Annotated in this window: 14 protein-coding genes; 5 read left to right on the forward strand and 9 right to left on the reverse strand. The window is 71.3% G+C overall.

Features of this window, described 5'->3' with window-relative positions:
* Positions 1 to 298: 298 nt before the first annotated feature.
* Positions 299 to 682 (forward strand): OsmC family protein, encoded by a 384-nt coding sequence (locus WBN91_RS25675; protein WP_337727050.1) that lies wholly within the window; start codon positions 299 to 301, stop codon positions 680 to 682.
* Positions 683 to 685: 3 nt separating this feature from the next.
* On the opposite strand, the gene WBN91_RS25680 is transcribed toward WBN91_RS25675, so the two are convergent.
* Entirely contained in the window at positions 686 to 1,351 is a 666-nt protein-coding gene (locus WBN91_RS25680) for a response regulator transcription factor (protein WP_337727049.1), read from the reverse strand.
* A complete protein-coding gene (locus WBN91_RS25685; RefSeq protein ID WP_337727048.1) occupies positions 1,348 to 2,469 on the reverse strand; it encodes a sensor histidine kinase in 1,122 nt (373 codons plus the stop codon). Before WBN91_RS25685 ends, WBN91_RS25680 begins: the two co-directional genes overlap by 4 nt.
* A gap of 403 nt (positions 2,470 to 2,872) precedes the next feature.
* On the opposite strand from WBN91_RS25685, the gene WBN91_RS25690 reads away from it, so the two are divergent.
* Entirely contained in the window at positions 2,873 to 3,256 is a 384-nt protein-coding gene (locus WBN91_RS25690) for a hypothetical protein (protein ID WP_337727047.1), read from the forward strand.
* A gap of 112 nt (positions 3,257 to 3,368) precedes the next feature.
* A complete protein-coding gene (locus WBN91_RS25695) occupies positions 3,369 to 4,520 on the forward strand; it encodes a serine hydrolase domain-containing protein (protein WP_337727046.1) in 1,152 nt (383 codons plus the stop codon).
* Positions 4,521 to 4,532: 12 nt separating this feature from the next.
* Here WBN91_RS25695 and WBN91_RS25700 read toward each other — a convergent pair whose 3' ends face one another.
* The 3 genes from WBN91_RS25700 to WBN91_RS25710 all read right to left on the reverse strand — a co-directional run bounded on the left by WBN91_RS25700 (position 4,533) and on the right by WBN91_RS25710 (position 7,135).
* The gene (locus WBN91_RS25700; protein ID WP_337727045.1) at positions 4,533 to 5,165 is read right to left on the reverse strand and encodes a DUF4328 domain-containing protein; all 633 of its coding nucleotides are present in this window, start codon (positions 5,163 to 5,165) and stop codon (positions 4,533 to 4,535) included.
* 99 nt (positions 5,166 to 5,264) lie between these two features.
* Positions 5,265 to 5,918 (reverse strand): response regulator transcription factor, encoded by a 654-nt coding sequence (locus WBN91_RS25705; protein WP_337727044.1) that lies wholly within the window; start codon positions 5,916 to 5,918, stop codon positions 5,265 to 5,267.
* Positions 5,915 to 7,135 carry a sensor histidine kinase gene (locus WBN91_RS25710; RefSeq protein WP_337727043.1) on the reverse strand — a complete coding sequence of 407 codons (1,221 nt, stop codon included), beginning with the start codon at positions 7,133 to 7,135 and terminating at the stop codon, positions 5,915 to 5,917. Before WBN91_RS25710 ends, WBN91_RS25705 begins: the two co-directional genes overlap by 4 nt.
* A 167-nt stretch (positions 7,136 to 7,302) precedes the next feature.
* On the opposite strand from WBN91_RS25710, the gene WBN91_RS25715 reads away from it, so the two are divergent.
* Positions 7,303 to 8,379 carry a UDP-N-acetylglucosamine 2-epimerase gene (locus WBN91_RS25715; protein WP_337727042.1) on the forward strand — a complete coding sequence of 359 codons (1,077 nt, stop codon included), beginning with the start codon at positions 7,303 to 7,305 and terminating at the stop codon, positions 8,377 to 8,379.
* Between the two features lie 60 nt (positions 8,380 to 8,439).
* Here the strand turns inward: WBN91_RS25715 and WBN91_RS25720 are convergent, their stop codons facing one another.
* The 4 genes from WBN91_RS25720 to WBN91_RS25735 all read right to left on the reverse strand — a co-directional run bounded on the left by WBN91_RS25720 (position 8,440) and on the right by WBN91_RS25735 (position 12,432).
* A complete protein-coding gene (locus WBN91_RS25720; protein ID WP_337727041.1) occupies positions 8,440 to 10,374 on the reverse strand; it encodes a family 20 glycosylhydrolase in 1,935 nt (644 codons plus the stop codon).
* Between the two features lie 32 nt (positions 10,375 to 10,406).
* Complete coding sequence (locus WBN91_RS25725) at positions 10,407 to 11,039, reverse strand: hypothetical protein (protein WP_337727040.1); 633 nt, start codon at positions 11,037 to 11,039, stop codon at positions 10,407 to 10,409.
* Between the two features lie 95 nt (positions 11,040 to 11,134).
* The gene (locus WBN91_RS25730) at positions 11,135 to 11,473 is read right to left on the reverse strand and encodes a winged helix-turn-helix domain-containing protein (protein ID WP_337727039.1); all 339 of its coding nucleotides are present in this window, start codon (positions 11,471 to 11,473) and stop codon (positions 11,135 to 11,137) included.
* Positions 11,470 to 12,432, reverse strand: a complete 963-nt coding sequence (locus WBN91_RS25735) for a hypothetical protein (protein ID WP_337727038.1) — start codon at positions 12,430 to 12,432, stop codon at positions 11,470 to 11,472. The genes WBN91_RS25730 and WBN91_RS25735 overlap by 4 nt, the downstream gene beginning before the upstream one ends.
* Before the next feature lie 124 nt (positions 12,433 to 12,556).
* Between WBN91_RS25735 and WBN91_RS25740 the strand changes: the two genes are divergently transcribed.
* Complete coding sequence (locus WBN91_RS25740) at positions 12,557 to 12,688, forward strand: hypothetical protein (protein ID WP_337727037.1); 132 nt, start codon at positions 12,557 to 12,559, stop codon at positions 12,686 to 12,688.
* The last annotated feature ends 132 nt before the right edge of the window (positions 12,689 to 12,820 follow it).

The raw sequence follows: 12,820 nt of genomic DNA on the forward strand, positions 1-12,820 counted from the left end.
TTGGTCGGGTGCAGCCGAAATTTTTGTGAGGAACGAGCAAAAATTTTAGCGGCACCCGACCAAAAGTGTGGTTGGCTCCGCCAGGCCATACGGGGATGACACAAGCAAGAAGCCCCCGCCCTTTCTTTTTGGTCATCCTTGGCGGCCTGCCCGCCGGCGAGGCTCTTTTGATCTCTAGACTCGCGCTTCGCTTCAGAAGCCCACGCTTCGCGCGTCCAAACCGGACGCGCTCCGCGCTCGCAAGCCCGAACGCCGGTTTTCGCTTGCCGTGACGGGCGGCGAGGGGAGAGGTGGCGCGATGTTCGACGTCGTCGTGGGCAGCGGTGTGTTGCGTTCAAGTGCGGAGGGCGCTGTCCACATGCCCCACAAGTGGACCGCCGAGGGCGTGACCGTCGAGGCCGACTTCACCGGCGCGCACCTGCTGCACCTGGCGGCGGCAGGGTGCGTGCTGAACGACGTCCACCGCGAGGCCGCCGGGCTGGGTGTCGAGGTGGAGGGGGTACGGGTCACGGCGTCCGGCGGGTTCGATACAGCAACCTGGCAGTCCACCGGGATCTCCTACTCAGTCGAGGTCCGGTCGCCCTCGCCCGCCGAGCAGGTGCAGCGGCTGCTCTCGGTCGTGGACGAGGTGGCGGAGATCCCGAAGGCCCTGCGCGCAGGCGCTGCGGTGCGCCGGGACTAAAAATCAGCGGTCGCCACCAGGGGTGACCAGGCCGGACTCGTAGGCCAGGACGACCAGTTGGGCGCGGTCGCGGGCGTGGAGTTTGGTCATGGCGCGGTTGACGTGGGTCTTGGCGGTCAAAGGTGTGATCACCATGTGGTTGGCGATCTCGTCGTTGGACAGGCCTCTTGCGACCAGGGCGACGGCTTCTCGCTCGCGGTTGGTGAGCTGGTCGAGGACGGCGCCGGTGGTCAGGTGCGGTGGCTGGGTGACGTAGCGGTCGATCAGCTTGCGGGTGATGGAGGGCGCGAGCAGGGCGTCGCCGCGGGCCGCGACCCGGACTGCGTGCAGGAAGTCCTCCGGTTCGACGTCCTTGACCAGGAAACCGGCGGCGCCGGCGCGCAGGGCGTCGAACACGTACTCGTCCAAACCGTAGTTGGTCAGGATCACCACGTGGATGGCGGCCAGGTCGGGGTCGGCGGCGATGCGTCGGGTGGTCTCGACGCCGTCGAGGACGGGCATCTGGATGTCCACCAGGGCGATGTCCGGGCGCAGGTCGCGGACCTTGTCCAGGGCTTCGCGGCCGTCGGCGGCCTCTCCGACGACGTCGATGTCGTCCTCGGCGTCCAGGAGCGCGCGGAACCCGCTGCGGATGAGGGGCTGGTCGTCCACCAGCAGGACGCGGATCACGGGGTGCGCTCCACGGGGAGTTCGGCGTGGACGGTGAAGCCGCCGCCGGTGCGGGGTTCGGCGCGCAGCCGGCCGCCCAGGGCGGTGACCCGTTCGCGCATGCCGAGCAGGCCGAAGCCCGGGGTCGGGGCGGGGGTGGCGGTGCCGTCGTCGTCGACGCGGATGTCGAGGGCGTCGGGGCGGAAGTCCAAGCGGACCTCGGCCTTGGCCGCGGCGGCGTGGCGGGTGACGTTGGTCAGGGACTCCTGGACGATCCGGTAGGCCGTGCGCTCGACCGCCGCCGGCACGTCCTGCTCGTCGCCGTGGATGGTCAGGGTCGCGTCGAGCCCGGTGGACTTGACCTGCTCCACCAGCCCGCGCAGGTCGCCGATCCCGCGCGGCGGCGACACGTCGTCGTCCCGCAACGCCCCGAGGGTCGCCCGCAGTTCCCGGGTGGCCTCCCGCCCGGCCTCGCGGATCGCCAACAACGCCTCCGGCACCTCTTCCCCTCGCTTCCGGGCCAGGTGGACCGCCGCCTCGGCCTGCACCTTGATCACCGAGATCTGGTGGGTCAGGGAGTCGTGCAACTCCCGCGCGATGTGCAGCCGCTCCTCGTTGGCCCGCCGCCGAGCGGTCTCCTCGCGGGTCCGCTCGGCCTCGTCGGCCCGCCGCTCGGCCTGCCGCAACGCCTCGCCGGCGGCACCCACCGCCACCAACCACCCGATCTCCAGCACGCTGCGGGCGTGCCTGAACGCGTCCCCCGTCGCCCCCGCGGGATCCGCGACCATGTCCGCGAAGGGCAGGGCCAGCAGGAGTGCGATCGACCCCACCACCACGACCCAGCGGTGCCCGGCCCGCATGGCGGTGTAGACGGCGACCAGGTAGGCGACGGCCGGGAGGTCCATACCCGCGGCCTGCGCCCCCACGGCACACACCCCGGTCACCGCCAACGCAAGACGAGGCGCCCGCCGCCGAACCACCAACACCAGCCCACCCGCGGCGAGCAACACCACGCCCCACAGCCCGGCCGGCTCACCCCCACCTTGCCCGCCGGACACCCCGGTGACCACCAGAATCCCGGCAACCCCGACCGCGATCCCCCAGTCCCACACCACTTCCCGCCGCAGTCGAGGCCACATGCCGGGAACCTTAACCGCCGACCGGCCCCACCGAGTCCCACCCGGGCAGCATCCCGACCTACCGCAACCGCAGTACAGGACCGGGTGGCACAGCGGGCCGCAGCGGTCGCGGCGGCGGTGGAGGCAGCGGCGGTGGAGGCAGCGGCAGCAGGCGGCGGGCGCAGCGGGCGGGCAGGCGCAGCGGGCGGCAGCGCCGGCGGCGGGCGGGCGCCAACAGGCGGGCGCAGCGGGCGGCTGGCAGCAGGGGGCGCGAGCCGCGATGGGCGGCGGTCGTGGCGAGCGGCGGCCAGGGCTGGCGGCGGCAGGCGGCGGCGGTAGGCGGGCGGCGGGCGGCAGGGGGGCGGCGGGGTGGGGGTGGGCGGGAGGTTAGAGGCGTTGGGGGGAGTCGCTTAGGCTGATCGGCATGATCTTCTACTCGGATGACGAGAGCCGGACGCTGCGCAAGGCCGTCTTCGGCGTGATGGTGCTGGTCTCCCACGCCGACCCCGGACCGGTGATCCAGGAGCGCTACGCCGGCCTCAGAGCCCTGACCAACCTCTCCCCCGAACTCCGCGTCGTCCTCCACGCCGCCCGCGTGGACCTGTCCATCCCGGAGGCCGAACTGGAAGACGTCGTGCTCGACGCCCTCCGCGACTCGCTGAAGATCCTCTCCGCCAAGGACCCCGCCGAAGCCGCCACCTTCCCCCGCGCCATCGAGGCGATCTGCCACGAGGTCGCCGCCGCGGACGGGCAGGTGGCCGAAGTCGAGGAGGCCGTCATCGCGAAGGTGCGCGAAGCGCTGAGCTGACAACAGCGACCCGACCGAAAGTCCACAATGGAGGGACCATCGGACCGTGGTCCGATGCGGTGTGGACCGTGGTCCGATGTGCGCACCTCACCAGGGCGCGAGGCTGTCCGCCATGAAGTTCTCCAAGAAGATCATCGGCCTGACAGCAATCCTCACCCTCTGCGGCAGCGTCACCGCCCACGCGGCCGAACCGGTCGGCTACCCCCGGTCCGAGCTCCAGCGGGACGTGGACGCCTTGCGACAACGCGGGGTGCTCGGGGTCCAGGCCCGGGTGGTCACCGAGAGCGGGGTCGGGTGGGCGGTGACCAGTGGTGTGGCGGACGTCCGGACCGGGCGGCCCGTGCCCCCGACCGGGCACTACCGCATCGCCAGCAACACCAAGACCTTCGTCGCCACCGTCGTCCTGCAACTGGCCGGCGAAGGCCGCCTGACCCTGGACGACCCCGTCGAGCGGCACCTCCCCGGCCTGATCCGCGGCAACGGCAACGACGGCACGAAGATCACCGTCCGGCACCTGCTCCAGCACACCAGCGGCCTGCACGAGTACCGCGCGGAGCTGCCCGGCGTCGGCCGCGAGGGCTTCGAACAGCACCGGTTCGACCACTACGAAGACCACCAACTGGTCGCCCTCGCCCTGTCCCGCCCGCCCGACTTCACCCCCGGCACCGGCTGGTCCTACAGCAACACCGGCTACGTCGTGGCGGGCATGGTCGTCCGGGCGGTCACCGGGAACGACTGGCGGCACGAGGTCGAGCGGCGGATCGTCGCACCGCTGGGCCTGCACGACACCCGCGTCCCGGCCGACGACCACCGCCTACCCCACCCGCACGCCCGCGCCTACCAGCAGTGGCAGCTCGGCGGCGAGCTGAGCGACACCACCGAGTTCAACCCGACCGTCAGCGACGCCGCCGGCGCGATCACCAGCACCACCCGGGACGTGAACCGCTTCTTCCGCGCCCTGCTGTCCGGGCGGCTGCTCCAGCCCGCCCAACAGGCCGAACTGACCCGGACCGTCCCCGCCGACCCCGGCACCTCACTCGCCTACGGCCTGGGCCTGTACCGGAAACCGCTGTCCTGCGGCGGCCACTACTGGGACCACGGCGGCAACACGGCGGGCGTGATCAGCCGGGGCGGCGTCTCACCGGACGGACGACGCAGCATCGCGATGGCCTTCACCGGCGCCCACGGCGACACCCCTCAGGACATCGCCGCCCTGGCCGCGTCCTCCGACCGCATCGTCGACCGCCTCTTCTGCGACCGCTGATCCCAGCCGGCCTCACGCGAACGGCGGCATCGCTTCCTGCCCCGGCTGGTAGGTGGGCAGGTCGGACTGCCACGCCGTGACCCGCTGCACGATCCGGACGAAGAACACCGCCGCGGCCACCATCAACACCGCGCACACCGCGGCCCACAGCACAGCCTGGGAGAGGTCGAAGTACCGGCTCTCCGGGTCGCTGGTCAACCGGGTGAAGCGCTCCAGCACGAGGGCGGACAACCACGTCCCCCACCACCAGTTGACCGTCGACACGGGCACACCGGACGCCCCGGACCCGACGACGTCCAGCACCACCCGACGCGGCACCCAGAAGTTCACCACCGGCAGCCAACCCCACACCGCCGCGCCCCGGCCCCACCGGTGCGCGGCGCCGGGGTTGAGCGCCTCGGCGTTGACCCGCACCCGCCACAGCCACACGGCCGTCACCACGGCGGCGGCGATGAACACCACCCCGCCGACCGCGCTCAACGTCACCGCGGGCTCCACCTGGGACAGCAGCTCGACGTCGGTCGCCCGCCCGGCCAGGTAATCCTCGTACACACCCTTGAACCGCCACAGCCACACCAGGGTGACCACAACACCCAAAGCGCTGAGCCCGACGAGCGCGGACGCCGCCACTCCCAGCCCACGCACGGATCGAAACACGGGTCCCCCAAACACGAGAAAACGTCACGAAGGCCCCCCGACCCGGCGCGCAGCGTACCCCGGCCCCGCCGTCCGGCCCAGCCCCGCCTACTCCTCGGGGGTCAACCGCAGCTGGTGGGCGAGCAGGGCGGCCTGCACGCGGTTGTCCAGGCCGAGCTTGCTCAGCGTCCGCGAGACGTACGTCTTCACCGTCGACACGCTCATGAACAAGCGCTGCGCGATCTCCGCGTTGTTCAACCCCAGCCCGACCTGCCCCAGCACCTCGCGCTCTCGCTCGCTCAGCAGGCCCACCCGCTCCGCAGCCTCCGGGAACGACGTGCCGTGGTCGGTGATGCGGCTGAGCACCCGCCTGCTCAACTCGGTGTCCACGACCGACGCCCCGCCGTCGACCGCCCGGATGGCGCTGAGCAGGTCCCGCGGACCCAGCTGCTTGAGCAGGAACCCGTCCGCTCCCGCGCTCAGGGCGTCGATCATCAACTGGTCGTCGTTGAACGTCGTCAGGGCCAGCACGTGCGGCGGGTCCGGGTCCTTCTTCAGCTGCGCGGTCGCCGTGACCCCGTCCACCCTGGGCATGCGGAGGTCCATCAGCACCACGTCCGGCGAGCGTTCGCGACTCACGGCCACCGCCTCCGCGCCGTCGGCGGCCTCGCCGACCACCTCGACGTCGTCGGCCGACTCCAGGATCGCCGTGGTCCCGGCACGGATCAGAGCCTGGTCGTCCACGACGAGCACCCTGATCATGTCCTCGATGGTCCCACGGGGTCCGCCGGGTCGCGACCGTCGTGGGACAGCGGCAGGTCCGCACGCAGAACGAAACGGCCGGCTTCACTCGAAGGAGTGGCGGTGAGGGCGCCGCCGACCAGGGCCGCCTCGTCCGCGAGCAGGCGCAGGCCCCGACCGGTCCCCGGAAGGGTGGCGTGGCCGGACGGTGCCAGCGGGCTGGTCACCGTCAGGTGCAGCCGGTCCGCGCTCGGCGTCACGCGGATGTCCGCGCGGGGCGTCGCGGCGTGGCGCAGGACGTTGGTCAGGGCCTCCCGCACGATCCGGTAGCACAGGTCCTGCGTCGTCGGGGCGCACCCGTCCACCGCGCCGACCTCGTAGTCCACCACCACCCCCAGCGACCGGTAGTCCCGGACCAGGTCGGCGATGTCGGCCACGGCGAACTCGGCGACCGGCCCCCGCGCCGGCGCCGACAGGACGTCCAGGACCTCCGTCAGCCGGGAAATCGCCTCACGGCCCACGCTCACGATCAGGTCGCAACGCTCCACGATGGACGCCGTCGCGGCCGGGTCCACGCTCATCGCACCCGCGGTGGTCACCATGACGCTGACGTGGTGGCCCACACCGTCGTGCATCATCGACGCCAGCCTCGCCCGCTCGGTCAGCGTCCGCTCCCGCAGGGTGCTCTCCCGCAGCCGCCGCTGGCGCTCGGCGGACTCCCGCGCGTGCCGCTCCCGCTCGACCAGCGCCGCCTCCAGGCTGTTCTTCGCCAACCCCATGACGAACGGCGACACGGCCGCGAACGACCAGTAGACCAGGCCGTTCACCCCGGCTGCGGGCAGGCTCGTCTCGAACTCGAACAACCGCCCGCCGGCCGCCGGCTCGAAGAGGGCCTCGCGCAGCGGCCACACCAGCAGCAGCCCCACGGTCAGTCCCACCAGCGGCCACCTCCGCCGCCGGGCCAGCGAGTAGGTCATCACGTAGTTCGCGTACGGCAGGTCGGTGACCACGAACGTGGCGCACGCGACCAGCGCCACCCCCCAGTCGTGTTCCCGCCGCCACAACCCGATCGCGACCGCGCACACCACGGTGAGCCCCGCGAACAGCGGCAGCGACGGCACCGCGGACGTCCGGTGGAAGCCGGTCAGCACCCCCACGGCACCCGGTCCGGCGACCACCAGCGCCGCCATGACGTCGCGCGACCGCCGCGACCGGAACACGTCCTGCCATCGCTCCACCACCCGGAACATGGAAACACCGACCGGTCCCCACCGGCCGCCCGAATCCACCATCGGGTGGCGTCAACCAGGGACTACACCGCAGCCCGAACGGTCACCGCAGGACGACACCGGACCGCCCGAACGCCAGGTTTCCTGGAATGGTCCAAACCAACCGAAAGGCAACCATGACCGCGATCCTGCACCGGCCCGCACGCCCCGCCCTCCCGCAGACCACCGGCGGGGCCACGGTGGTCCTGGGCAACCGCCCCGAGATCCTCCAGCTCGCCCCGGTCCTGTGCGCGCTCGGCGACCTGGCCCGCGTGGTTCGCGTCGGCGGCGACCTGCCCACCCCCACCACCCAGCCGCCGCTGCCCACCACCGCCGACCCGCGCACCGGCCGCCTCGCCGACGCCCTGGACCAGCTGGACCGCGTGTTCGCCACCGACCGCCCGGACGTCGTGGTGGTCCGCGGCGCGACCCCCACCGCCCTGGCCGGCGCGCTCGCCGCCAGCTCCAACGGCATCCCCCTGGTCCACGTGGACGCGGGCCTGCGCAGCCGCGACCTCACCGAACCCGAGGAGCACAACCGCGTGCTCGTCGACCGCCTCTCCGACGTGCTGTGCGCACCCACCACGACCGCCCTGGACAACCTGCGCGCCGAAGGCCTCGGCGGCCGGGACGTCCGCCTGACCGGCAACACCACCGCCGAAGCCGTCCACCACCGCCTCCTGGCCCCCGAGGACCGCCGGAAGGTGCTGGACAAGTGGGGCCTGCGCCCCGACGGCTACGTCCTGGCCACCCTGGACCGCCGGGACAACGTCGAGCACCCCGACCTGATCCGGCAGCTGGCCCGGCTCGCCGACGCCGGCTACCCGGTCGTCCTCCCCGCCACACCCCAGGTGCGCGCGTCGCTGATCCGGGCGAGCGCTTCGACCTCGTCCCTCCGCCTGGTCAACCGCCTGTGGCACTCGGAGTTCCTGGCGCTGGCCCGCCACGCCGCCCTGCTGGTCACCGACTCCGGCGCGGTGCAGGAGGAGGCGACCGTCCTCAAGCGACCCGTGCTCGTGGTGCGCCGCTCGACCGAACGCCCCGAGGTCCTGCACCACTTCGGCCGCCTGACCGGTCCCCGCGACCTCGCCGAGGTCGCCCTCGACCAGCTGGGAGACCGCCAGGACCTCCGGGACGTGCCCTCCCCCTTCGGCGACGGCCACGCCGGCGCTCGCATCGCCCAGGCCGTCCGTGACCTTGTCCGGCACCGGTGACGATCTCAGAATGCACACTTTCGGGTGACACTGAAGTTATTGACAGCGCCAAACCTGCGCTTAGGGGCGTTGGGTGAACACCTGGCTCCCTGGTGACGTGGTCCGGCAGGTCGCAAGTTTGAGCAGCGTGCCGTTGGCCGTGGCGTCGCCGGTCGGTTGGAGGCACTTGCCGGACGCGGCGCTCACCACCTGGTTCGTGCCGTTGAACGACCAGCGCTGGTTCGTGCCGCCGTGGCAGGTCCAGATGATGATCGCCGTCCCGTCGGCCGTCGCACCGCCGTTGACGTCGAGGCACTTGGTGACACCGTTGATCGTCGCCCGCAGCTCGCCCGTGCCGGTGTGCTCCCAGCGCTGGTTGGCGCCGGTGTGGCAGTCCCACAGGACCGGTTGGGTGCCGTTGGCGGTGTTGCTGCCCGGGACGTCCAGGCAGCGCCCGGAGGTCTGGTTGACGAGCGTGGTGCCCGTGGCCGGCCAGGGGACCTGCGACGAGCGGTAGTAGGCGATGCCCAGCGCGTCCCACCGGGGACCCTGGGCGGCCAGGCGGGTGCGGAAGGACGTCCAGTCGTGCGTGGACCACGGGGACCAGCCCAGTTCCGCGATCGCAGGCAGGCGCGGGAAGGTCATGTGGTCGATGTGCGCTTGTGTGACGACCGTTTCGCTCCACAGCGGCGCTTCCACGCCCAGGACGGCCGACTCGGGCACGCCGGACAGGTGCGTGCCGGGGTTCCAGCCGTAGGCGTCCTGCACCTCGATGTACCCGGCCCAGCTCAAGCCGATCGGGGTGGAGGAGTTGTACTTCATGTCCAGGTACGCCTTGTTGGCCGGTGACATCAGCACCTTCGCGCCCCGCGACACCGCGCTGGACACCTTGCTGTCGCTGGTACCCGTGCCCCAGTACTGGACCACGCGGCCCGGTGAGTGGTCCGTGGTGCCGAGTTCGTGCCAGCCGATGACGGCGCGGTTCTTGTTGGCCACCAACGGTTGCACGCGGTTGATGAACGTCGTGAAGTCGACCGGCGAGGTGGCGGCGGTTTCGTCGCTGCCGATGTGGACGTACGGGCTGGGGGTCAGGGCGACCAGCTCGCGCAGGACGTCGTCCACGAAGGTGTAGGTGAGTTCCTTGGGGACGCAGAGGGAGCTGAAGCCGACGTTGGTGCCCGTGTAGAGGGGCGGTGCCACGCCGTTGCAGTTCAGCTCGGCGTAGCTGGCCAGTGCCGCGTTGGTGTGACCGGGCATGTCGAACTCGGGGACGATCGTGACGTTCCTGGCGGCGGCGTGCGCGACGATGTCGGTGTAGTCGGCCTTGGTGTAGTACCCGCCCGGCCCGCCGCCCACCTGTGTGCTGCCACCGTAGGTCGCCAGGCGGGGCCAGCTGTCGACGGCGATGCGCCAGCCCTGGTCGTCGGTCAGGTGGAGGTGCAGGTGGTTGATCTTGTAGAGGGAGATGTGGTCGATGAACCTCTTGACGACGGCAGGCGGCTGGAAGTGCCGCGCCACGTCCAGCATCGCGCCCCGGTAGGCGAACCTCGGGTAGTCGACGACCCGGCCGCCCGGGATCGTCCACGGTCCTGTTTGGACGGTTCTGTGCTCGACCTTGGCGGGCAGCAGTTGGCGCAGGGTCTGGACGCCGTTGAACAGGCCCGCGGTCGTGTGCGCGCGGAGGACGACGGTGGAGGTGGTGACGTCGAGCTGGTAGCCCTCCCGACCCACGTGGGTGGGTGCGCCGGACAGCAGCAGCGCGATGCCGTCGGCGGGGGTGGTCGTGATGGGGAGCGCGTACCCGGTGGAGGGGCGGAGGAGCGCGGCGAGCTGTTCCGCGAGGGCCGAAGCGCCGGGGTCGGCGTAGATGGTGGCGTTCGAGGGCAGCGTGTAGGTCGACCCCGAGGGGGTGACCGACACCGGGGCGGGCACCACCTCGGACAGGGTGGCGGCGGCCGAGGCGGTCGGGGTCAGCAGGGGGATGACCAGGAGGGACGCGAGCAGGGCACGGATCACCCGGTCATGGTCAAGCGGTTGTGGACGTCATGTCAATTAGCGCTCGAAAGTTGGCTAAAATTGACAGTTTTGTGCACGGGTACGCCGACCTTGAGCGGCAGGGTGGGGATTGTGGCGAGGGTGGCCGCCGGGTTGGCCGGGTCGACCAGGGCGACCGGGTTCTGGAGCTTGAACAGTTCGCCCGTGGGTGGGAACTGGGTCAGGGTGGCCAACAGCCTGGCCGGTTCCTTGGTGACCAGGTTGATCGGTGACGCGGCCTGGTCGAAGACTGTGGCGAAGCTCTGCACCATCAGCTGCTCGTACTTCGGCGGGAAGGCCTGGGTCAGGCGCAGCACCGACCTCAGATCGGCCCCGGTCTGCCGGATGGTGATGGTCCGGATGTCCGGGCCACCCGTGCTGCGGCCGGTCAGGGTGAAGCCGTTGGTGTCGAGCAAGACGCTGGTGAGGGGTGCCTCGGGGTTCGCCTCGACCCTCACCTTCCACGTCCCCGTGGCGTCGTAGGTGCGCTGCACGCCGTCCTGGACCACGGCCAGGCCCACGATCCGCAGCGGCACCTCGAACTCCTGCCCGATCGGGGGCAGTGGCGTGGCGGGGGCTTGGCTTGCGGCCGTCACCAGCAGGACGGCGGTGGCGACAGCGGCCAACGTGGTGCGGAGGGTGCGCATGGGGCCACTGTCCCTCGCGTCGTCGGAGGACGCGCGCAGGGCAACCCGGTTCGGGCGCAACAACCCCCGCCCCGGTGAAGGTCGGCGTCGAGCCGTTACGGAGTGCGCTGGTCAGGGTCTTCTTGGCCGGTTTCGTGGCGGGTGAGGAGGGCGCGCAGGGCGGCCATCTCGTCGGCCAGGGCGGTGCGACCCGGTCCGGTGATGCTGATCCACGTCTTGGGGCGACGACCGTCGTACCCCTTGTCCACCTCGACCAGCCCCGCCTCCTCCAGCACGCCGATGTGCCGGGACAGGTTGCCCGCCGTGAGGTCCAAAGTGGACCGGAGGTAGCCGAACTCGACCCGCTTGGCCTCCGCCGCGATGGTCAGGATGCCGAGCCGGTGGCGCTGGTGGACGACGTCGTCGAGCCCGTTGGTCGGGTGCGCTTCGGTCACCCGGTCCGCCTGCGCGTCCACCAGTGACCGAGCAGCGCCACCACTCCCCCGATGATCAGCACGGCGCCCGGCAGCACCATGTCCTTGCCGTTGAACAGCAGGTTCGTCTCCCGCGGTCCGATGGGCCAGTTCAGGCGGTAGAAGATCGTACCCATGTAGGAGGCGTTGGCCAGCAGGGTGAAGCCGGTGAACGCCAGTACCACGAGCGTGCACCAGACACTGCGCTCGACCAGCGCCAGGGTGAGCAACCCGATCGCCAGCAGCATCAGACCACCGGTCTTGTGGATCACGGCGGCGGCCAACACCGACACCACCAGGACGGTCCCGGCCACCGCAAGCCCAACCCCCACCCTGGACCGCTTCGCGCCATCCCGCGACCACCGCATCGCCACGACCACCGCCCCCAGCGAAACCGCTATGAGCAGGACACTGGCGATCCGCTGCACCCACCCACCCAGCCACAACGCCGGCCCGGCAACGGCACTGATCAACGGCACCAACAACAACACCGCCAGCCCACAGACCGTGACCTGCGCATACGTCCGCGTCGAGGTCTCCACCCCCACCCGCCCAGCGCGCCACCGGTACCACCAGACCGTGGCGAGGAACCCGAAGACCAGCACCCCCAGCCAGTACAGCCCGAGCGCGAGCGGATGGGCAACCGGCTCCAGGAACCCGCCGTTGAACACCCTCAACGGGTCGACGCGGCCGAGACCGGGGACCTCGAAGGCGGTGTCGGGAGGGCGGGAGGTGCAGCTGGCCATCCGGCCGTCGGGGCCGTAGGTGCAGTGGGTGTCCGGGGAGTTCTTCCAGTCGAAGGGGCGCAGGAGGGGGATGGAGCCGAGGGTGAGGACGCCGAAGAGGAGCAGCGGGAACCAGTAGCCGTGCCGGACTTGCCGGGTACGGCGGCGAAGATTGCTCATCTCGTCGATCAGACCGGCGGTCGCCGAGTCGGACATCGCTCCCCCTGCGTTGGTGTTGCCATCAGGTTTGCATTGCAAACCTGATGGCGTCAAGCCGACGGCCGGGCGTACGCGGCGGGGGTGCCGGTCGGTGCCAGTCGGTGCCGGTCAGCGGAGGGAGATGGCGAGGACGGGCCAGGACGCCCAGAGGCGGCGGGCAACGGCGGCGGCGGGCAACGGCGGCGGCGGGCAACGGCGGCGGCGGGCAACGGCGGCGGCGGGCAACGGCGGCAGCGGGCAACGGCGGCAGTGAGGGGTGAGGGGTGAGGGGTGAGGGGTGAGGGGTGAGGGGTGAGCGGGTTTGCCTTCGGCCCCCGGATCCATTGTCTCATGCGGGTACGACAGGGTGGGTGTGGGAAGGCTTGGGGTGTGGATAAGGGTGCAG

This window comes from Saccharothrix sp. CCNWYY140 (assembly GCF_037401995.1).
In the GTDB taxonomy this organism is placed as follows: Bacteria; Actinomycetota; Actinomycetes; order Mycobacteriales; family Pseudonocardiaceae; genus Actinosynnema.

What these genes read in the sequence shown, in the direction of transcription:
- WBN91_RS25695 (WP_337727046.1), top strand. Translation starts at nt 3,369, where the DNA reads ATGAAGTTCTCCAAGAAGATCATCGGCCTGACAGCAATCCTCACCCTC.
- WBN91_RS25675 (WP_337727050.1), top strand. Translation starts at nt 299, where the DNA reads ATGTTCGACGTCGTCGTGGGCAGCGGTGTGTTGCGTTCAAGTGCGGAG.
- WBN91_RS25705 (WP_337727044.1), bottom strand. Translation starts at nt 5,918, where the DNA reads ATGATCAGGGTGCTCGTCGTGGACGACCAGGCTCTGATCCGTGCCGGG.
- WBN91_RS25740 (WP_337727037.1), top strand. Translation starts at nt 12,557, where the DNA reads ATGGCGAGGACGGGCCAGGACGCCCAGAGGCGGCGGGCAACGGCGGCG.
- WBN91_RS25735 (WP_337727038.1), bottom strand. Translation starts at nt 12,432, where the DNA reads ATGTCCGACTCGGCGACCGCCGGTCTGATCGACGAGATGAGCAATCTT.
- WBN91_RS25685 (WP_337727048.1), bottom strand. Translation starts at nt 2,469, where the DNA reads ATGTGGCCTCGACTGCGGCGGGAAGTGGTGTGGGACTGGGGGATCGCG.
- WBN91_RS25690 (WP_337727047.1), top strand. Translation starts at nt 2,873, where the DNA reads ATGATCTTCTACTCGGATGACGAGAGCCGGACGCTGCGCAAGGCCGTC.
- WBN91_RS25715 (WP_337727042.1), top strand. Translation starts at nt 7,303, where the DNA reads ATGACCGCGATCCTGCACCGGCCCGCACGCCCCGCCCTCCCGCAGACC.
- WBN91_RS25725 (WP_337727040.1), bottom strand. Translation starts at nt 11,039, where the DNA reads ATGCGCACCCTCCGCACCACGTTGGCCGCTGTCGCCACCGCCGTCCTG.